Here is a 19,786-nt window from a genome sequence, read left to right as displayed (position 1 = left end):
CAGTCTAGACATGACGCAGTCTGTTTTATCTCACCCGGTGTCGCTACCGCTAATTGTTGCGATCGCAGTTAGCTCTTGCCAGCTCAAAGCTTTTGCAGCCACGCCTCACCACCTGAACTTAAGCCCTGAATCCCCTGAGCTAATGGCACAGGCAGTGCCAACTTCACCGCAGCCTCCTCGGCCAGAGCCAGCTCTGGAGCCTGAGCTAGAGTTTGAGGTGCCGGAACCCTTACCGCCACCAGAGCAACTGGTGCCGCCATCAGAAGCTGTACCCTCGCCGCTAGAGGAAACAGAGGCAGCACCGATCACAATTGTGGTAGAGCGGTTTGAATTTGAAGGGAATACCGTTTTCACTGATCAGGAGTTGGCAGAGCTGCTAGCTCCCTACACCGGAGAGAGCATCGCCTTTTCCCAGCTATTAGAAGCGCGATCGCAGATCACGAATGCCTATGCAGCAGCGGGATATACAACCTCTGGGGCACTGGTGCCGCCTCAAACCTTTACAGAAGGCGTGGTAACGATTCAAATCATTGAGGGACAGCTTGGTGGGATTAATATAACGGGAGTTGAACGATTAGATCCAGACTATGTGATTGACCGACTGGCTGTTGCTGGTGATCCCCTCAATGTCGATGTTTTAGTTGAGCGGCTACAGCTGCTACAGCTTGATCCACTCATCCAAACTGTATCGGCTGAATTATCGGCTGGGGTGCGTCCTGGCACGAGTATTTTGGATGTCGAAGTGACGGAAGCAGATTCGTTTGCGGTTGAATTTGGCATTGATAATAACCGAGTACCGAGTGTTGGCACATTTCGGCAGCGGGTAGAACTCCGAGAAGCCAATCTGCTAGGAGACGGTGAACGGTTAAGCGTGGGCTATGGCCGCACAGACGGCAGTGATGCCTTAGAGCTAGGCTTTCAGTTTTTCACGAATCCGCGCAATAACAGTACGCTGAGCTTGCGGGCCGGATACTCCCAAAATGAGGTGGTTGAAGGAATTTTTGAGCGACTCGACCTCGATACCCGATCCTACTTCTTGGAAGCGTCCTATCGGCAGCCAATCATCCTTAAGCCTTCTGAGGAGCTAGCTTGGGGGCTGACTCTGTCGCACCAAGAGAGCCGCAGCCAGTTTTTGGGCAGCTTCCTCGGTCGGTCGATTCCCTTTACGTCGATTAGCTCCGATGATGAGGGCCGAACGCGAGTAACGGCGCTGCGCTTCTTTCAGGACTGGACGCGACGGGGTGAGCGTGAAATTTTGTCGTTGCGATCGCAGTTTAACTTAGGGCTAGACTTACTCGAACCAACCATTCAAAGCGATGGTCGCCCCGATAGTCGATTTTTCTCATGGCGAGGTCAAGGGCAATGGGTGCGGCTGTTGGCTCCAGACACCATCTTTTTAGCTCGCGCTGATTTGCAGTTTGCGGATCAGGCACTTGTGCCACTGGAACAGCTTGGCCTAGGGGGATTAAACACTGTACGAGGCTATCGGCAAGATTTACTATTAACAGATAATGGCTTCTTCGCGTCTGCGGAAGCGTGGTTTCCCATTCTGCGAGTACCAGAAATTGAAGGATTGCTGCAGATTACTCCCTTCGTTGATTTTGGTGTGGGCTGGAATAGTGAATTTATTGATCCCGATCCCAATACCTTACTATCAACGGGATTGGGCCTGCTGTGGCAGCAGGGCGATCGCCTGTCGGCTCGGCTTGATTTTGGGATTCCGCTAATTGATGTTGAATCCGTCGGCAATTCACTACAAGAAGACGGCATTTATTTTTCGATTTTGTACACGCCTTTTTAGATTGGAGCTAGGGTTATGAAGCATCGCCTCCGTTTCCTGTTCTATAGTCTACTGGCCTTACTCACGGCAAGTTGGATCGTGCTGGCTAAGCCAGGACTGACCGATCAGCCTGCTGCTGAGCGAGCCCAATCTGTCGCGGGTTCTACCATTGATCTAGTTGTCCCACAGGTTATTGGGCAACAGCTCGATCAACAGCTTGATCAATCTATCGATCAGCTGCAATTATCCCAAGCTAGCCAACTGGAACAAGAGGCTCGATCCGCCTATCGCAACGGTCAGTATGCTGCGGCTGTCCGAGCGTTTCAGACTGCGGCAGAGGCTTATGCGGCAGCAGGAGACAGGGTACAGCAGGCGGCCATGCTGAGCAATCTATCTCTGGCCTATCAGCAGCTAGGGGAATGGACGACGGCAGAGGAAGCTATTACAACCGCTATTTCCCTCCTACAGCCAGATACGGTTTCAGAGCCGATTGCACGTAGTCCACAGCAGTGGTCAGCTCTGGCTCAGAGCTATAGCATTCAGGCTCAGCTACAGTTTGCGCAGGGACAGGCAGAAGCCGCAGAAGCAACTTGGCAGCAGGCTGAGGTGGCTTATCAAGCGGCCAGTGATCTGCCGGGTGTGCTGAACAGCCAAATCAATCGGGCGCAGGCGCTACAGGCAATTGGCTTCTATCCAGACGCTCTTAAGCTGCTCACATCAGTGGTAGAGGGTTTACAGGATCAACCTGATTCAGCTTTAAAGGCAATGGCACTCCAAAACTTGGGAGCGGCCCAGATCATCAACGGAGATTTAGAAGCTGCGGAACATACGCTGCAGCAGAGCCTGGAACTGGCTCAACAGCTCGGTTTGGCAGATGCGGAAAGCGCGGCTTATCTGAGCCTAGGCGATTTGCAACTTCAGCGGCAACAGGCCGTTGACGGTAATGCTCCACTGACTAGTGCTCAGGTCGCCTATCAGCAAGCTGCGATCGCAGCTCAGTCTCCACTTGCCCAAGTAGACGCTCAGCTCAAGCATTTGAATAGTCTCATTCAGCTACAGCGTTGGCAGGAAGCACAGTTACTGTGGCCTGATCTGCAAAATCAGCTTGAGCAACTGCCACCGAGCCGACGCACAATCTACGCCAATATTTCTTTCGTGACGCGGCTACAGGATCTGCGAAATGGTTTGGCGACCGTTGCTCAAGCTGCATTGCAGCCTGAGTTGGCTGAGGATTCAGCCGATGGTTCAACAAGCGATGAGTTTAGTGATGAGTTTGATATTGAATTGAGTGATGAATTTGATGATGAACCTGATCGTGTTGCACCCGTTACGCTTGAAGATAGGGCATTGCTGGCTGAGCTACTAGCGCAGTTACCAACACGGCTTGAGCTGGCGCAGCAGCTTCTCCAGGTGCGGCAGCAAGCGCATCAGCTGGGCGATCAGCGGGCAGAAGCCTATATTGTCGGACAGCTAGCGCATCTGTATGAAGAAAGCGGCCAGTGGGCGGAAGCGGAGGATTTAACTCGGCAGGCACTGGCCTTGTCCCAAAGCGGCAATGCGCCGGACGTGGCGTATCAATGGCAGTGGCAGCTCGGTCGCTTGCGGAAAGCCCAAAACGATCGGGCAGGTGCGATCGCAGCTTATAGCGAGTCAGTTGACACCCTACAGTCCCTACGCAGCGATTTGGCAGCCGCTAGTCGAGAGTTCCAGTTCTCATTCCGCAAAGATGTGGAGCCCATCTATCGTGAACTGGTGGATTTGCTGCTGTCAGGTGATGATCATCCGGAGAACCTGGCCAAGGCGAGAGAGGTAATTGAATCGCTGCAGCTAGCGGAACTGGATAACTATTTTCGAGAAGCCTGTCTGGATGCCAACCCCGTGCAAGTTGACGAGATTGATCAGCAGGCGGCTGTCGTCTATACCGTTGTCTTGCCTGAGCGGCTGGAGGTGCTGGTTCGCTTGCCGAATGAGGAATGGATTCATCACTCAGAACCTGTCGCGCAGACCACATTGACCGCAACTGTGAACCAACTAGTAGAGCACCTGTCAAATCCCTTCAACATTTCATCTACAAGCCTTTCACAGCCTGAGCAAGACGGTTCCAGTGATGATGCAGTCGGGTTTGAAATCAGACCTGTTGGCGATCCGCAGGCGTTTATGCGCGATGCCCAGCAGCTTTATAACTGGCTGATTCAACCCATTGCCGCCGATTTAGCAGCCGCTCAACCTCAAACGCTGGTGTTCGTCTTAGATGACCAACTGCGCAAAGTGCCGATGTCCGTACTGCATGACGGGAATCAGTATTTGGTTGAGCAATATGCGATCGCACTTACACCTGGGCTTCAGCTCCTGGAAGCGGCTCCGCTGGCTCAGCGTGAGGTGCGAGCCATTGTAGCTGGACTGAGTGAAGAGCGGAAAGGTGTGGCCGTCGGTCGAGACGTGATTGATTTTCCGCAGTTGGATGCGGTGAAAGCTGAAGTTGAAACCATTCGCTCCCTGGTATCGAGTGAAGTTCTACTGAACGAAGAGTTTGAGGCTGAACGGTTAGAACGTACCGTATCGCGCCTGCCGTTTCCGGTTGTTCATCTGGCAACGCACGGTGTGTTTAGCTCAGATCTAGAGAACACGTTTGTTCTAACCTGGGACGGCAAACTCAGCGCCAATCAGCTGAGCGCCCTGCTGCAATCCAGTGAATTAATTCGAGATGGTGCTGTCGAACTTCTGGTATTAAGCGCTTGTGAAACCGCGACAGGAGACGATCGAGCCGCTCTGGGGCTAGCTGGAATTGCGGTGCGCTCTGGGGCTCGGAGTACCCTGGCTACACTGTGGCAGGTGAATGATACCGGAACCGCACAGTTCATGCAAAAGGTATACCAATCGCTGAGCGATACAACCCTGACCAAAGCCGAAATTGTTCGCCAAGCCCAGATTGAGCTGATCAATAGCGACAGCTATCTCAATCATCCTTTCATCTGGGCACCGTTTGTTCTAATTGGAAACTGGATTTAGTGTCATAACCCGGAGTGATAGTGCTATGAAACGACGCCATTTTTTACAGTTTTCAGGGGCAGCATTTGCCTGCTTGGGGTTGAGCCAGCTTCGTTTGGTGCAAACGGGTCAACACCTCAATCACGTATTGGCGCAGAGTGCACCGCGTAAGCTGGCACTACTGGTTGGTGTTAATGAATATTTGGGAAATGTGCGATCGCTTTATGGCTGCGTCACCGATGTGGCGCTGCAGCGCGAGCTATTGCTACATCGCTACGGATTTCAGCCGGATGATGTTATGACCCTGACCGATGAGACGGCATTGCAGCCAGCTCGGGCTAATATTTTGCAGGCATTTGAGGAGCATTTAATTAATCAGGCCCAACCGGGTGATGTGGTGTTATTTCACTATTCCGGTCATGGATCGCTCGTGCAAGATGCGACAATTCCGGAATTTAATGGGTTAGACGGTACAATTGTGCCTCGCGATGGCCGGATCAATCTGAATGGACGACAGGTACAGGACATTACGGGCAAAACCCTATTTTTGCTGATGTCAGCCCTGCAAACTGAAAACGTTACGGTGATACTGGATAGCTGTCATTCCGGTGGCGGAACGCGGGGTAACTTGGTGGTACGGGCGATTTCCCCCAGCTTGAGTAGCGGCGATGCGTTGCCCAGTGACGCAGAGGTTGCTTACCAGCAGCAGTGGATGACTCGCTTAGGGCTGTCGGAAAGCGAGCTACAGGAGCGTCGCCGCGCCGGTATTGCCAAAGGAATGGCGCTGGGTTCGGCTCAAATTGATCAGTTTGCTGCTGATGCCAGATTCGATGGATTTAGTGCGGGTGCCTTCACTTACCATCTGACTCAGTATCTCTGGCAGCAGCCCACCGTGCGGCCAGCCCAGGTGACGTTTAATCAGCTCGTCTTTGCTACTCAAAACATGACCAATATCGTCCAAAATCCAGTGCTACAGGTTAAACCTGGTAGCGGATTAGAGAGTAAACCGCTTTATTTACTAGAACCCGTTGCACCTGCTGCTGAAGCTGTTGTCCAGCAGCACAGCGGTAATCAAGTTGATTTTTGGCTGGGTGGAATCTCCTCAAGTAGCCTGGTTAACTTTAGACAGGGTGCGGTTTTTGAGCTGATTAATGCTGCGGGTCAGGTAGTTGGTGAAGTGGAACAGGTGGGACGCACTGGTTTGGTCGGGCAGGGGCGGATACGGACGACCAGGGGATCCGCTATACAGCCTGGTATGCTGCTGCGGGAGCACATTCGGGGGTTACCAACTAATTTGTCGCTGCGGGTTGGGCTGCATGAATCGCTGGGAGCTGACCAAGCTGAAGTGCGATCGCACCTGCAGTCCATCAGCCGCATTCATGTTGTTCCAGTGAATCAGCAAAGCAGTACCGATTATTTACTGGGACGAATGACGGAAGCAACTGCTCGGGATGCTCGTCAGGCCAGTACGTCTAGCCCCCCAGCAATCGGCACAATTGGCCTCTTCTCCAGCGGCATGGTGCCCCTACCAGGAAGTTTTGGACAACCAAACGAAGCCATGAGCGATGCGATCGCGCGCCTCCGGCCTCGGTTCAAAATGCTGCTGGCTGGGCGCATCTTGGCCTCGGTCAATAATGGCAGCGCGTCTAATCTCAATGTTGAGGTGACAGTACAACCGCACAGTAGCCGGGGTGGGTTGCAGCTGGCTAGCCGGGGTGCCCAAGTAGCCGGTATTCTGCCGACTAGCGTGACGGAAGATGCCCAACGAGTATCAAATGGATCAACAGTCGAATTACAGATTACTAATCACGAGGCAACGGATCTCTATGTCAGTGTGCTGCTAATTGCGAAAAATGGTGATATTTTGCTGCTGCACCCATTGAATTGGGATGAAGCGACAACAGCGGCTCAACTTCGAGCAGGGCAACCGATGGTGATTCCCGATCCAGAGCAGTTTGAATTTGTGGCGCGCAGCCGTGGATTCTATGAGCTGTTAGTATTGGCCAGCACCCAACCCCTACACGATACGCTGCGGGGACTTCAGCGTATTGCCGGTAATCGAGGATTACGAACGGGGCAGCCTATCTTATTCGATGAGGATGAGCCGGTTGAAATTGTTGACTCAATGTTGACCGATGCCAGTCGGGGCATTGGCGTTGTGCCATTTGACAGCTCCACTGCCACTTCGGAAGCTTCAGATTCTGCTTCGTCTGCTGGTACGGTACGGGGTATTGATTCTAATCAACTCGCTGTCATCTCAGCTACTCTGGAAGTTGTCTAGTGGTTTGCCTTCTGCCGCATAATGATGAGCCGTTTCTCTACGACATGGTGCGCTTCTGATCGACCCACTTGGGTGTGCCCAATGCCGCACAAGTTGCGATCGCAGATGACTGGTATACATCTAAAGCAGATTGCAAGACCAGGCGGTCGGCATCAGACAGGCTAGCATCCCTGTTGACGATTCCTCGGATCTCCGGTGTGAGTAGGTTCACGACATGATGAGCCGTTAGTGCAACTAAGCTCTGCTCCTGGATTTGCGTAAGATAGGTGCGTGCTGATTTGAAGACTGAGAGATTCTCGCTGGTGAATTCGTCCAGGGTTTTATAAAGCCCTTGGGCCGAGTAAAACAGATGGTAGACCGCTTTATACGCTGCGCTCTGTTGGCCTGCGTCGCTGACTTTGCCATGCACAAACTGAAAGAATTGCTGTGTATCAGGCTTCATCACTCTAGGCGAGTAGTATTTCATCTCAACCTCATGCGGGTATACTGCCTCTGATCTTGCACTAAGTTGATGCGAACCTGCGCCTGCAAAATACAACACAGCCCCTGTAACTTGGCAGATTGCAGGACTGCTTGAAATTGAAGCCGAATTTAGTCCAAAACTCTGCAGAGGCCTTCTTTTTCAGCGTGTTACCCAGACCGGCTTTTGGGGATATATCCCAAAAAGCCTCTGATTGAGCCAGTTAGATAAGCGACTTAAAGTCGTTAAAGTTACAGTTAGCTGATACTTTACATTTAGTAAAGAATTTTCAACTTCCCGTGAATTCACTATGCGCCCTCTTCCGTATTTTCTCGATGATGAGCCATGATGAAATCGTTCGGTGCTATGCTAACTTTCTATATCTAACCACTTATGAGGAAACGGCCTCCCAGTTCACTTAGAACCAGGGGGCCGTTTCTGTTTAATTCGTTTGTCATTTAGGCGAAGGCTTTTTTCGTGAGTGTGGCCCCAACACCGACTGCGGCCAGAACACCCACGACAGAGAACGGTTCAGCTACGGATGTGGGGCGAGACGTCCCTGGCTGCAGCGCATTAAAGTCGCTGATGGTATAAAAGACTTCTTCGTCCGCCAGTTGAGCCGAGGGATTACCTGCAATGGTCAGAGGAAAGCCAAGATCGGGATCAAAAGTTGCTTCCAAGCTAAACCAGTCCTCATCCAGCCCTGTTTGAAGAATGTCAAAGTAGCCATCAATCGTGTAGACCGTGTCCAGGGTATACGGTTCACCTGAATCGGCAAAAACAACGTCGGTGATCTCACCATCTACCACCGATACCCGATGTGGCCCTCGGACGTCTTCTAAACAAAAGCAGCCGTTTTGCACTACAAAACTATACGCTTCGGGCTTGTTTTCTTCCCACAAATTCCGATTGGCATTTAGTTCAGCCTGCGTCAGCATGGCAGCCGAAGTACTGGTACTAAACCCAACCATTAAAGCCGTTGAAATCATGAAGCTTTTGAACATTGGTACACCCGGTCATATTGTTAAAGAAATTGATCCAAAATCCGCTTGTAAAACCAGTTTTTATTTTTGTGAAAGCTAGGCTGCACCTGACGTTCGCAAAAAATAACTCGGGCTCTTTCTAGTCGGATTTGGTATGAGTCATCACGTGCGATCGCAGTTCTCGCATTAAGGTCGCAACATTCTATCCCGCCCCACATGCCAGCAGCACAACCTATCGCAATGTTAAGTATCGTCAGATCTCGTACCTAGCGAATCAAGAATCCAAAGAGGTAATTTCGCTGCCGTAGCGTAGCGGCAAAATACCTCTACATATTTTGGGGACAATATGCGATCGCACTGCTCAAACTGCGATTTGTACTACAATTCCTCGATTGTCACCAGTCCACCTTCTGTAAACTGGACTTTATCGGAAATAAGAGAGAAATCACTGCAAGTCAGCTTCTCCCGTGGCCGTTAGGGCTTAAGCAGCTGGGTTCAGAGAACGTCGTTGCTCTGCCCGATGGGTCAAGCGGAAATTGTGCAATCCGCAGGTGGCTTCCATCACGTCATCCACATAATGGTCAACTCAATTGCGGAACGGTTGCCCCAAGATTCGACATCGCTTGATGCCGCTAATGTGGTGTTCCACTTCGACGCGAACACTAGAAATACTGCGGTTGTGCCTCTTCTCAATCGCGGTGAGAGAGCCCAAATCATGAATTCATCATTTAGGGGATATCCAATCTTCTCTATTATTTCTTTGGGCACATGGCAAGACCCTTAAACAATTCTTAGCATGTTGTCAATTGGTAGCGATACTGTGTAACACCAGGATGCACTTTGAGCTTGATTGATTTGATGTTTACTTTGTCTTCGAGGTACTACCATGACTTCTCGACGCCCCGCTGAATATTTCTCTCTGCTTGGACGACTGAAGAACGGAGTTTGGTTCTTTGGCATTTCATCTTGGCTATTTGGCATCACCAATCGCAGTATTGCCGCACTGTCAGATGGATTTCTGTCTGCCCTAGACCTCATGCAGTTGTTTACAGCCTCATTTTTCTTTGCTGGCTGGTTGCTGCTCAAGCCTAGAAAGCAAGTCTGATGCTGCCCTGGGAAAAAATGCAGACAGCTATGACCAGTAGGTGTAAATCCAAACGTGACCCGTTTCGGATTGAATGTTTACTTCACACCAGGCCGCTTCATTTGGCACAACGACGTACCGTGTGGTTGTGCCGATTACTTCAACAGTAGCTGTCTGTAGACCGGGGCTGGCGGCAATCCACTGCTTAAGCAAAGCAGTATCCACCGTAAATTGATACATGAATGAGCGAGTAAAAGCGCTCCCTTCCACATCAAGACTGGCTTCAGCGGAATGTTCTGGAAATGGAGCCAACCGACACCACGATTGAATGAACGTCGAGACTGGCACTTGAGGTTGCGATCGCAGTTGAATCACAACCCTAATCATCCCTAACAGCCCGCTTAGCCCTAGGAAAATAATTGATCCAACCAGCCGCCGCAGCCGAAATTTGCGAGAAAAAGTGCGATCTCTCATGGCTCTTCCAAAATTCATTTGAATCGCTAAAACAGTATGCTATACTCGTTAAGCGTTTGACACCGGGGCGTAGCGCAGCTTGGTAGCGCACCACTTTGGGGTAGTGGGGGTCGTGGGTTCAAATCCCGCCGCTCCGATAGAGGCAAAGCCCGCTCATTGAGCGGGCTTTGTGCTTTTAAAACACCATCTTGAGAAGCTGTCAGACCGGGATGCAACCCATGCGAGTTGGGTTCGTTTTAGGCACTTTAGCGAGTATTTGGGTACGAATTGGGTCTAAGGACAGGACAAAAAATAGAGAGTGTTGAAAGATAATCAGAGCAAAATCGGTTGGATTGAGACCTAAATAGAGAACATCAACTTGCGGGGTTGAAACAGGCGTGGAGGAGAATGTGATCGCAGCAAAGAAATCCTGCGGGCATTGTTAAGATACACATAATCCAGACTAGCCGTTATTTAAAACACTATCGAAGAGGTCGAATTGCAGCTCCAACCGCGTACCACCCCTGTTCTTGACCAAATTAAACAGATTGCTCATGCGATCGCACCGCGTCTGATTGAGATTCGTCGCCATATTCACGCTCACCCTGAGCTGAGCGGTCAAGAGTATCAAACCGCTGCCTATGTGGCAGGTGTCTTGTCCTCTTGTGGCTTGCATACCCAAGAGCTGGTCGGCAAGACGGGCGTAGTGGCGGAACTGCCGGGACAAGATCCCTCGCTGCCGCTGCTGGCGGTGCGGACGGATATGGATGCGCTGCCGATTCGCGAGTTGACTGAAATAGAATTCGTTTCGCGGCAAACTGGGATTATGCACGCCTGCGGTCATGATGTCCACACGACGGTGGGTCTGGGAACAGCAATGATTTTGTCGCAGATCATCGAAACGGAGTTGCTGCCGGGAACGGTGCGTTTTCTCTTTCAGCCTGCGGAGGAGACGGCGCAGGGCGCTCGCTGGATGATTGCAGATGGTGTGATGCAGGATGTAGCAGCTATCTATAGCGTGCATGTGTTTCCGTCACTGATGGCCCAGACTATCGGGATTCGCTACGGGGCGCTGACGGCGGCGGCGGATGATTTGGAGATTACGATTCACGGTGAATCGGGACATGGGGCGCGGCCTCATGAGGCGAAGGATGCCATTTGGGTCGCCTCGCAGGTGATCACGTCGCTGCAGCAGGCAATTAGCCGCACCCACAATCCGCTGCGGCCCGTGGTGCTAACGATTGGTCAGATTACGGGTGGACGAGCACCGAATGTGATTGCGGATGAGGTGCGGATGTTGGGCACAGTGCGATCGCTCCATCCGGAAACTCACGAAACGCTACCGGACTGGATTGAAAACATCGTCGCCCATGTCTGCCAAACCTATGGTGTGACCTATGAAATGAACTATCGACGCGGCGTGCCGTCGGTGATGAATGATCCAACGCTGACGCAAATTCTGGAAGCGTCGGCGGAAGCGGCGTTTGGCAAAAGCCATATTACGTTGATTAATGAGCCTTCGCTGGGTGCGGAGGATTTTGCGCTGTATCTGGAACATGCACCGGGCAGTATGTTCCGCTTGGGCGTAGGCTGGCCAGATCGACCAAACTATCCGCTGCATCATCCGCAGTTTGAGGTGAATGAAACGGCAATTGAAACTGGCGTAGTGACGATGGCCTACGCGGTTTATCAATATTGGCAGCAAGTTCTGCGGGATTTAGGTTAGTTTCGAGGTTAAGTTAGTTGGCTGTTGCACCTTGACCCAACCTGTAAAAAGCGCGATCGCGCTATTGAGATTTGCCTCCCATTTCTTCTCTTCAAGAGTTCTCTTTTCTTTAACTTTTCAGGTATGAATCCGATTAAAGATTACTACAACGGAATCTCTGATATGCTTGCTGCTCAAAGCCAGGTTGCTGGAATGACTCACCATTCATCAGATACGGGTAGTAATCGTGAGCAATTGATTTGCGACTTTCTAAATAAACATCTTCCTGATAGGCTGACCGCAACTCTCGGAGGTGTAGTCATAGGCTATAAACAGCCCCAGTCGAAGCAAATTGATGTTTTAGTCAAAAATGATCTGTCGCCTCGCTTTGAGGAGAATCAGAAAACGTTTTTAGTTGCCGAAAGTGTTGTGGCTGCAGTTTCTGTAAAAAGCTATCTGGATAAAAAATCTCTTTGGGATTCGTTAGAGAATATTGCTTCTATTCCTCAGCTCTCTCCAGAAATTTTGACATTCAAAGCTCTGAAGCCAATCGCATTTGAGGAATTTCAGCGATTCCATCCTCGTTTGTTCGTGTTTGCGTACGAGGGAATTAGCTGTGAAAGCATTGTTAAGCACTTAACTGGGTTTTATCAACATAATCTGACTTCTCACAATAGGCTACCAATAAATATCATTGTCAATGGAAAATATACAGTTCGATTTTCTCAGGATGGTGTTCAGACTTTCGATAAAACCCAAATAGAAGCAAATACTTTTTATCCTCAAAATCTACCAGAGGATTTTAGAGGATATCCGCTAGTAGATATGATCAACTTGATTTTGAGTTGCCTAGGCTGGCTTCCTTATATGGAGCTTAATGCGTTCAATTACTTTAATAGTGGCTATTGGGAATAAAAATCACCAGTACCTGCAAGTTTGTAGGTTGAGTTTCACGGCGTTTAACCTAATAGCACCTAAGACTAGGTTATAAAGGCATCAGATCAAAGTGCATTAATCTTGGAGTATACAGAATGTTGAAATCACTTTGGGCTACAGTTCGCCAAGGAAAAATAGAACTTCTTGAATCTGCCGAGCTTCCTGAAGGAACTCGCGTGTTAGTCACCCTAATTCCTGATGATGAAGCTGAATTTTGGTTACAGGCGAGTCAGTCATCATTGAATACGGTGTGGGACAACACTGAGGACGACATCTATGCCGAATTACTCTAAACATGATGTCATTCTAGTTCGCTATCCATTTTCTGATCTTTCAAGTGCAAAGGTTCGACCTGCGGTTGTGGTTGGTGATTCACATCCCTCTGATGATCTTCTGATTACACCTTTAACTAGTAAAACTCAATCCTTACTGGAGGGAGAATTCATACTTGCTGAGTGGTCAGAAGCTGGTCTGAATGTGGAAACTGCTGTAAAGCGTGGTGTGTATACGGTACATAAACGTCTAGTGTTGAAGGTTATCGGACAGTTATCTGCGCAAGATGCAGAACAACTGGAGCAGTCTTTGCGTAGTTGGTTCGGACTAGTAGATACATCCAATAAACCGAGCAAACCAGATGAACCGAATCAATCAGATGCAGAGGAGGACGAAGCAGACTAAACCGATGAACGATTATTCAGTTGCTATACACACCCTCTAATCCAGCGGCCAATTCAGCTCAAACCCTGGTAGCACCGCTTCTCCCGACAAACAGACTGGAAACTGCTTCACCTCTACATCTTGTCCAGCTCGATAAATTTCCACCTGCTCATCTTGGGGATTAATCAGCCAGCCAAGCCGTAAACCACTTGCTAAATATTCCTGCATCTTTTCCCGCAGTGGAGCCAACCTATCTGACCTGGAGCGTAACTCAATCACAAAATCGGGACAAATTGGCGGAAAACCTTCCTGCTCTTGGAGAGTCAGCGCATTCCAGCGCGATAGTTCCACCCAAGCAGCATCCGAGGAGCGATCGCCTCCCTGGGGTAGCTTAAAAATGGTAGACGAGCTAAACACCTTGCCCGCTTTGCTTTTACGATTCCAAACCCAAAGCAAACTAATTAGATCCGCCTCTCGTTCTCCACTGGCTCCACCCACTGGCGGCATAATGATCAACGCTCCCGCTGCCGACCGCTCCAACTGGACATCTCGATTGGCCTGACACAGTCGATAAAACTACTCATCCGTCAGATTGACCTGATCAAGCTGCAAAATTACTGGCTGCGTGAATACCATCGGTGCCACTCTCACGCTGAAAGATGCCTTATTTTATCAATTATCAATGGATTCAGGCTTTAGAAGGATTGACCCATAAGGCGTTTAACCCAGAAGATGAAAGCGCCGTTGTTCTATTCTTTGCCCCAGCACAATGCCCCGACTATCTGCGATCGCACTATCAACACTATTGGCACTATCCGTCAGCTTATTGACTATTGGTAGCACTGCCCGTTCTGGTTTCGGACAGACCCCTGTAAATCCTGTCGATTCGTTAGAGGTCTTTGCTGAACTACAGCAGGCTCCTGGTAACTTGACCGTGACTCCAGATGGCCAAGTCGTGATGTCGCTGCATCAGTTTTATAACCCAGAATATCCAGTTGCAGAATATCAAAACGGCAGTGTTTCTCCGCTCTTGCCCCAAGGCGCAGAAAGCCCCGTGACCAGCAGCGTCCTCGGCATCCTCAGCGACAGCAACGGCATCGTCTGGATTCTAGACAACGCAATGGACAGCAACCGACCACCGCAGCTCGTGGGATGGGACACCGAAAGCGATGAACTCTACACAACCATCTCCCTGGCCGATGCCACACCACCAGGATCGTTCATCAACGACCTCCGCATTGACGAAACCACCCAAACCGCTTTTATCACCGATCCGGCAGGTGGCGATAACGCAGCGCTGATCGTCGTGGACTTGGAAACTGGTGAGGCGCGACGAGTGCTGGAAGGACACTACAGCGTCACCCCAGAGCCGATTGATCTGTTTGTAGAAGGTAATCCCCTACTGAGTCGCACACCTGAGCGAACCTATCAGCGGCCCAATGTTGGCGTAGATGCGATCGCACTTGATCCCAACAATGAATGGTTATATTACGGCTCGATTCACGGCACCAGTTTGTATCGAATTCGGACGGCGGATTTGACAGACGCTTCGCTAAGTGCAACGCAGTTGGCTGAACGGGTTGAGAAGTATGCCGACAAACCGATGTGCGATGGCATTTTGATGGATGGAGCCGGAAATATTTATCTGGGTGAACTATCCGCCAACGCGATCGGCGTGATCACTCCTGATCGTGAGTATCGTCGCCTGATTGAAGATCCGCACCTGAGCTGGGTCGATGATTTTGAGTTCTCGGCAGATGGTCAGACGATCTATGCGGTTGCCAATCAGTTGCACTTGTCGGCTCCCCTAAATGCAGGCGTTGAGGCAGGTGAGCCACCGTTTTATATTTTTGAGTTTGAACCTTTAGCACCCAGAACAGAAAATTAATCCAGCGGCCAATTCGGGTGACTTCCGATCAAGAAGCGTTTTGTTGATATGCAAACACGTCTACAGAAATTGATCGATTTGGCTGCGTTTCCCCATGCAGCATTTCGCGAATATTTTCCGTTGTCTCTCGGCTAAAAACTTCTTCACCACAATTGGCACATACGGTAGCTGGAATATTTTCAACCAAATAAAATTTGTCACCAATGTGGAAAACTTCAGTTACGTATTCTGTCTTTGATTCCGCTGAACCACAAACATTGCACTTAAACATTATGACCTCCGAATTCTGTAGTCGATCCAAGCCGCTTCATCAGGTTCATAGAGCGTGATAATTCTTACTGTATCCGATTCCATACGAGAAACTTGTAGGTGTAAAGCTCGCTGGGTATCCGTGAACCCCAAAACTAAACAGCTGGGTGAGTATTTATCGTCTGGATAATCTTCAATGATTTCTAATTTATCTGCCACTTGCTTAATCTCTTTGTCGCTAATGTTGCGTTCGACTGCCCGTTTTAGTGCATGCCTGGAAAACTCAAACGTACCTGCTCGTAACTGCTGCTGGATATCTGCAAGGGACTTCATCCCCAATTTCCCTCTTCTTGCCCAATTAATGCTGTAAGTATTAAATCGGTCTTATCTCATGTCTTGCACTTTGCAAACGAAGAACCCAGAAGGGGCATTGTGCCGTCGCAATGCGGCGGCACAATGCCCTCTTCGGGTTTTGGTGCAAGATGTGAGCTTTATCGCATATCCCGTTGGCATCCCGCTCATACCAATCCAAATTGAAGATAAACAGAACAAACGCTTGTATAACAAGGGGCTTAAGCCCCTTGTTCAGGGCAGCTTCACAAAGGATTGGTATCACATAGGCATCTGTAGGTTAGACTAGCTGATTCAGCTAAGCAACTGCTGTCTTTTCCCCTAATTTAGCTAAATAGACGTGTCAAAACTGACCAGCCTCGCCGGATTTTGAGTAATCTTGAGACAATGGACAGAGGGTTGTGAATCTACATGTGAATCTAAAATAGATCAGCATATAGATAGGCTAGATAAGCGAAAATAGCTCATCACCAACCCCTAGCCAACGAACCGTGACTCCAAGGAGAGGCGAATGACGCGCACCCCGTCAAACTGGACTGGACTATCAGGAGGATTGCTCCTGTCGTTGTTCCTGTGGCTGGCCGATCTGCCCGCGCGGGCATTTGCCAATTCAACCGATCCGGTTATAGCTCAAACCGTGACCGATACAGAGGCCGCTGAGCTAGAGCAACTGCGGAATTTATCGCGTACCACCACCCTGTTCAACATCATGTTGGTGGTGCTGGCTGTATTAGTTACAGGTGGCATTGCGGCCCTGGTGCTGCTGCGACGAGCGGTGGTGCGCGAAGTGGCCGATATTGTGGCGACCCATTTAAACGAGATGGCCGATCTGGAAAACCGGATCATGAGCGCCAATAAGCAAGTGCGATCGCTTCTGCGGGAAGCTGATCAGTTGGCGCAGGATATTCATCAAGAAGCCGATCTGTTTCATGACGAAACGACGGAGAAGCGGGAAAAGCTAGCCCAGATTATTAAAGAGATTTCGGATCTGCAGCAGCGGCGGATGACGGAGCTGGACAAGCAATCCCACAGTTTTCGTAAGGCGATTGAGGAGAAAACTGCCGATTTTGGCACCCAGATTGGCAATCTACATGTGATCGCACAGCAGCGACGCGATGAGTTTTTGGCTAATCTGAAGCGGATTGAAACGGATTATTCGCCCCAGATCAATGAGTTTGAGCAGCAGCTTGCAGAGGAACGAGAAAATGTCCTGCGTCACTTCCGGCGGTTTGAGGAAGGGCTAGATCAGCATGTGGAAGATATCAAGGCGTCGCTGCAAACCCGTAAGGATCGGGCATTGCAAACGCTGGATCAGCTGACGGCAGGCTTTGCGCCCCAGTTGAGTGAGTATCAATCGAATGTGGATAATCAGCAGCGGGAGATTTTGCGGCGACTGAATCAGACGGAGTCTGAGTTTCTGGCCCAGGTGCGGGAACTGCATAAAGACGCTCAGCAGCAGCAGGACTTGATTTTGCAGCGGCTGGATCAGATGGCGGAAGACTTTACGCCGCAGATGACGACGCTGCAAACCGAGGTGCAGAACCACCGGGACGGCATTGTGCAGCGGATGCGACAGGCGGAGTCGGATTTTGCTGCTCGATTGGCTAAGCTGGAAGCCGAGGCGCGGGGGCAGCAGTCGTCTATCTTTGACCGTTTGGGCATTGCTGAAAATGAGTTTTCCTCGCGGCTGGCGGCGTTGCGGACGGAGTCGGAGCGGCATCGGGACAACATTCTCCATGCGCTAACCGAGATGGAATCCGCCTTTACGCCCAAGCTGATGGATTTGGAGAAGCAGGCGCAGCAGAAGGCCGAAGAGCGCAAGAATCTGACCATCCAGCGGCTGGACGAAATTGGCACCGAAATCACGGCGGAAATGGCCGGAGCCGAAACGGAAATCCAGATGCGGCGCGAGTCGGCGCTGGAGCGAATTCAGCAGCTTGAAACCGATTTCGCCACGCAGGTAGCCGAATCGCGGGGGCGGGTGCAGGCGCAGCGAGAACAGACGCTGCAAGAACTGAACCGCTTGCAGTCTGAAACCGCCGATCAGGTCAGCGATCTCCAGACTCATTTGGATGAGCGCCAAAGCCAGGTGCTGCAAATCTTTGAGCAGCTTCAGTTAGAAGCCAATGATAGTCTGAGTGGACTCCAGCAAACCCTCGACAGCCAGCGGGAAGAGACGTTCCAATCGCTAGAGCAGATGAAGGCCGATGCCCAAACGCAAATTGCCGAACTGCAAGCCTCGCTCGAAGGTCGGCGCGATATGACGTTTGAGGATCTGGAGCAGATTCGCAGCACCATTGCTTCTCAGCTTTACGAAATTCAAGAGTCAGTCGTCACCCGTAAAGACGAGGTGGTCGCCAATCTGGCCAAGCTGGAAAGCACCCTGGAAACTCAGCTTTCAGAGGTCGCCAACTCCGCCGACAGCGAGAAAGCGCGGATTCTGGAGCAACTGCGGCAGATTTCGCCAACGCAAATTGCCGAGGATGCTATTGCTGAACTGCTAACCAAGTTAAACGACGTGGCCGGACGAGTGAATCGCGTACAGGCCAACTATCCCCACTTCTTTATTGACCCCGAAGAAGCCGTTCAGCAGGGCAACACACTGTTCAGCGAAGGTCGCTACCGAGATGCGATCGCAGCTTACGAACAGGCGCTAATTCTGCTGCCGGAAAGCCCCGAACTCTGGTATCAGAAAGGGCTGACCCTGCGTGAACTGAACGACTACATGGAGGCGATTGCCGCCTTTGATCAGGTGTTGGCGCTGCGAGCCTATGACCTCGATGCGTGGTATCAGCGGGGCGTCTGCCTGATGGATCTGAAGCGATATGAAGGAGCCATTGCCGCCTTTGAGAAAGTCGTGCAGCTCAAGGAAAGCGACGTGAAAGCCTGGCTGAATCGCGGCGTAGCCTTTAGTCGATTGAAGCGCTACGACGATGCGATCTCATCTTTCGAGAAAGCGCTGGAGTACGACCCCGACTACCATGAAGCCTGGGTGAATCGCGGCGTGGCGCTGGGCATTTTGCAGCGATCGCAGGACGCGTTTGAGTCTTTCGAAAAAGCAGTGCAGGCCAAACCCGATGATCCAGTCGCATGGCTGAATCGTGGCCTATCGCTGGAAGTTCTGGAGCGAGATGACGATGCGATCGCATCCTTTGAACGGGCGATTGATCTGAAAGAGGACTACTACAAAGCCTGGGATAAGCGGGGCGAATTGCTGATGCGGCAGCGGCAATTTGACGAGGCTCAAGAGAGCTTTGACCATGCGCTGGAGATCGAGCCGAAGGCAGTTGGCACGCTCTACAACAAGGCAGCCTGCTATGCCATCCAAGGTCAAGGGCGCGACTCAGCGGAAACCTTCCGCAAGGTGTTGGCACTTGATCCGAGCTTAAAGGAGCAGCCCAAAGTTGACCCCGATTTCCGCCAGGTCGTTAACGACGAGCGCTTCTGGTCAATTGTCAACGGTCAAGAACAGCCTGCCAATACGTTTGTGAATACCTAAACCACAGCATTTCTCAGCCGATTGCGGTGCATAAGACAGGGTTGTTTCATGGTTTATCAAAGAATCTGAAAATCTTGGCGTTACGTAGGGGCGAATAGCCATTCGCCCCTACCAAATACGTAAAATTGTGGTTTCGAAGTTTTCTTTGGTGATAATGAAACCGCCCTGGTGCATCAGAGTATTTCTCTTCCAACACGAGAAGTGCTGTAAACTTTGATTTCTGAGCCTAAAGATTTCAAGTGCTGCGCACGTATCCTAATAGATAAGGCGCAACAGTCAGACAGATCTCTTCACAAGGGAAAGATTAAGCTGTTCTAAATTCAACAGATTTCTTCACATTGGTCTGACGGCTGAAAGAATGCTTTGACATCACTGTTTGAGCACTACTTCAGTTCTATCGCCTTCTGTCGCTTGAATATTCACAATCTTTGTCAAAACAACTGATACCAAATCCGACTAGTAATCCGTTTAT

18 protein-coding genes and 1 tRNA gene are annotated in these 19,786 nt (G+C 50.5%); 13 read left to right on the top strand and 6 right to left on the bottom strand.

Annotated elements, in window-relative coordinates; genetic code table 11:
• The first annotated feature begins 10 nt into the window (after positions 1-10).
• Genes AC286M_RS27050 through AC286M_RS27040 form a run of 3 tightly spaced genes read left to right on the top strand, consistent with a single transcriptional unit; the run spans position 11 to position 7,049 of the window.
• A complete protein-coding gene (locus AC286M_RS27050; RefSeq protein WP_488207336.1) occupies positions 11-1,801 on the top strand; it encodes a ShlB/FhaC/HecB family hemolysin secretion/activation protein in 1,791 nt (596 codons plus the stop codon).
• Between the two features lie 15 nt (positions 1,802-1,816).
• Complete coding sequence (locus tag AC286M_RS27045; RefSeq protein WP_488207335.1) at positions 1,817-4,789, top strand: CHAT domain-containing protein; 2,973 nt, start codon at positions 1,817-1,819, stop codon at positions 4,787-4,789.
• Positions 4,790-4,814: 25 nt separating this feature from the next.
• Complete coding sequence (locus AC286M_RS27040; protein WP_488207334.1) at positions 4,815-7,049, top strand: caspase family protein; 2,235 nt, start codon at positions 4,815-4,817, stop codon at positions 7,047-7,049.
• 37 nt (positions 7,050-7,086) lie between these two features.
• On the opposite strand, the gene AC286M_RS27035 is transcribed toward AC286M_RS27040, so the two are convergent.
• Positions 7,087-7,515: a hypothetical protein gene (locus AC286M_RS27035; RefSeq protein ID WP_488207333.1), complete on the bottom strand. Its 429-nt coding sequence runs from the start codon at positions 7,513-7,515 to the stop codon at positions 7,087-7,089.
• A gap of 452 nt (positions 7,516-7,967) precedes the next feature.
• Entirely contained in the window at positions 7,968-8,447 is a 480-nt protein-coding gene (locus AC286M_RS27030) for a DUF6174 domain-containing protein (protein ID WP_488207332.1), read from the bottom strand.
• Between AC286M_RS27030 and AC286M_RS27025 the strand changes: the two genes are divergently transcribed.
• Both AC286M_RS27025 and AC286M_RS27020 read left to right on the top strand, forming a co-directional pair.
• Entirely contained in the window at positions 8,446-8,592 is a 147-nt protein-coding gene (locus tag AC286M_RS27025) for a hypothetical protein (protein WP_488207331.1), read from the top strand. The genes AC286M_RS27030 and AC286M_RS27025 overlap by 2 nt on opposite strands.
• Before the next feature lie 786 nt (positions 8,593-9,378).
• A complete protein-coding gene (locus AC286M_RS27020) occupies positions 9,379-9,597 on the top strand; it encodes a hypothetical protein (RefSeq protein WP_488207330.1) in 219 nt (72 codons plus the stop codon).
• 27 nt (positions 9,598-9,624) lie between these two features.
• On the opposite strand, the gene AC286M_RS27015 is transcribed toward AC286M_RS27020, so the two are convergent.
• Complete coding sequence (locus AC286M_RS27015; protein ID WP_488207329.1) at positions 9,625-10,050, bottom strand: hypothetical protein; 426 nt, start codon at positions 10,048-10,050, stop codon at positions 9,625-9,627.
• Between the two features lie 63 nt (positions 10,051-10,113).
• Here AC286M_RS27015 and AC286M_RS27010 point away from each other — a divergent pair.
• From AC286M_RS27010 to AC286M_RS26990, 5 genes are all read left to right on the top strand, one after another.
• Positions 10,114-10,187 (top strand) — tRNA-Pro (locus AC286M_RS27010).
• A 341-nt stretch (positions 10,188-10,528) separates the two neighbouring features.
• Positions 10,529-11,755 carry a M20 family metallopeptidase gene (locus AC286M_RS27005; RefSeq protein WP_488207328.1) on the top strand — a complete coding sequence of 409 codons (1,227 nt, stop codon included), beginning with the start codon at positions 10,529-10,531 and terminating at the stop codon, positions 11,753-11,755.
• Positions 11,756-11,878: 123 nt separating this feature from the next.
• Positions 11,879-12,649 (top strand): DUF6602 domain-containing protein, encoded by a 771-nt coding sequence (locus tag AC286M_RS27000; protein ID WP_488207327.1) that lies wholly within the window; start codon positions 11,879-11,881, stop codon positions 12,647-12,649.
• 116 nt (positions 12,650-12,765) lie between these two features.
• Positions 12,766-12,963 carry a hypothetical protein gene (locus tag AC286M_RS26995; protein ID WP_488207326.1) on the top strand — a complete coding sequence of 66 codons (198 nt, stop codon included), beginning with the start codon at positions 12,766-12,768 and terminating at the stop codon, positions 12,961-12,963.
• Entirely contained in the window at positions 12,947-13,348 is a 402-nt protein-coding gene (locus AC286M_RS26990; RefSeq protein ID WP_488207325.1) for a type II toxin-antitoxin system PemK/MazF family toxin, read from the top strand. The genes AC286M_RS26995 and AC286M_RS26990 overlap by 17 nt, the downstream gene beginning before the upstream one ends.
• Before the next feature lie 36 nt (positions 13,349-13,384).
• Here AC286M_RS26990 and AC286M_RS26985 read toward each other — a convergent pair whose 3' ends face one another.
• On the bottom strand, positions 13,385-13,894 hold the full coding sequence (locus tag AC286M_RS26985) for a Uma2 family endonuclease (protein WP_488208866.1): 510 nt from the start codon (positions 13,892-13,894) through the stop codon (positions 13,385-13,387).
• Between the two features lie 92 nt (positions 13,895-13,986).
• On the opposite strand from AC286M_RS26985, the gene AC286M_RS26980 reads away from it, so the two are divergent.
• Together AC286M_RS26980 and AC286M_RS26975 are read left to right on the top strand one after the other, a co-directional pair.
• Positions 13,987-14,157 (top strand): hypothetical protein, encoded by a 171-nt coding sequence (locus AC286M_RS26980; protein WP_488207324.1) that lies wholly within the window; start codon positions 13,987-13,989, stop codon positions 14,155-14,157.
• Positions 14,097-15,215, top strand: a complete 1,119-nt coding sequence (locus AC286M_RS26975) for an L-dopachrome tautomerase-related protein (protein ID WP_488207323.1) — start codon at positions 14,097-14,099, stop codon at positions 15,213-15,215. Before AC286M_RS26980 ends, AC286M_RS26975 begins: the two co-directional genes overlap by 61 nt.
• Before the next feature lie 28 nt (positions 15,216-15,243).
• Here AC286M_RS26975 and AC286M_RS26970 read toward each other — a convergent pair whose 3' ends face one another.
• On the bottom strand, positions 15,244-15,486 hold the full coding sequence (locus tag AC286M_RS26970; RefSeq protein ID WP_488207322.1) for a type II toxin-antitoxin system MqsA family antitoxin: 243 nt from the start codon (positions 15,484-15,486) through the stop codon (positions 15,244-15,246).
• Positions 15,486-15,797: a DUF4258 domain-containing protein gene (locus AC286M_RS26965; protein ID WP_488207321.1), complete on the bottom strand. Its 312-nt coding sequence runs from the start codon at positions 15,795-15,797 to the stop codon at positions 15,486-15,488. The genes AC286M_RS26970 and AC286M_RS26965 overlap by 1 nt, the downstream gene beginning before the upstream one ends.
• Before the next feature lie 529 nt (positions 15,798-16,326).
• Here AC286M_RS26965 and AC286M_RS26960 point away from each other — a divergent pair.
• On the top strand, positions 16,327-19,314 hold the full coding sequence (locus tag AC286M_RS26960) for a tetratricopeptide repeat protein (protein WP_488207320.1): 2,988 nt from the start codon (positions 16,327-16,329) through the stop codon (positions 19,312-19,314).
• The last annotated feature ends 472 nt before the right edge of the window (positions 19,315-19,786 follow it).

The organism is Thainema salinarum CENA647, assembly GCF_057732415.1.
This window is presented reverse-complemented; position numbering and strand designations above follow the sequence as displayed.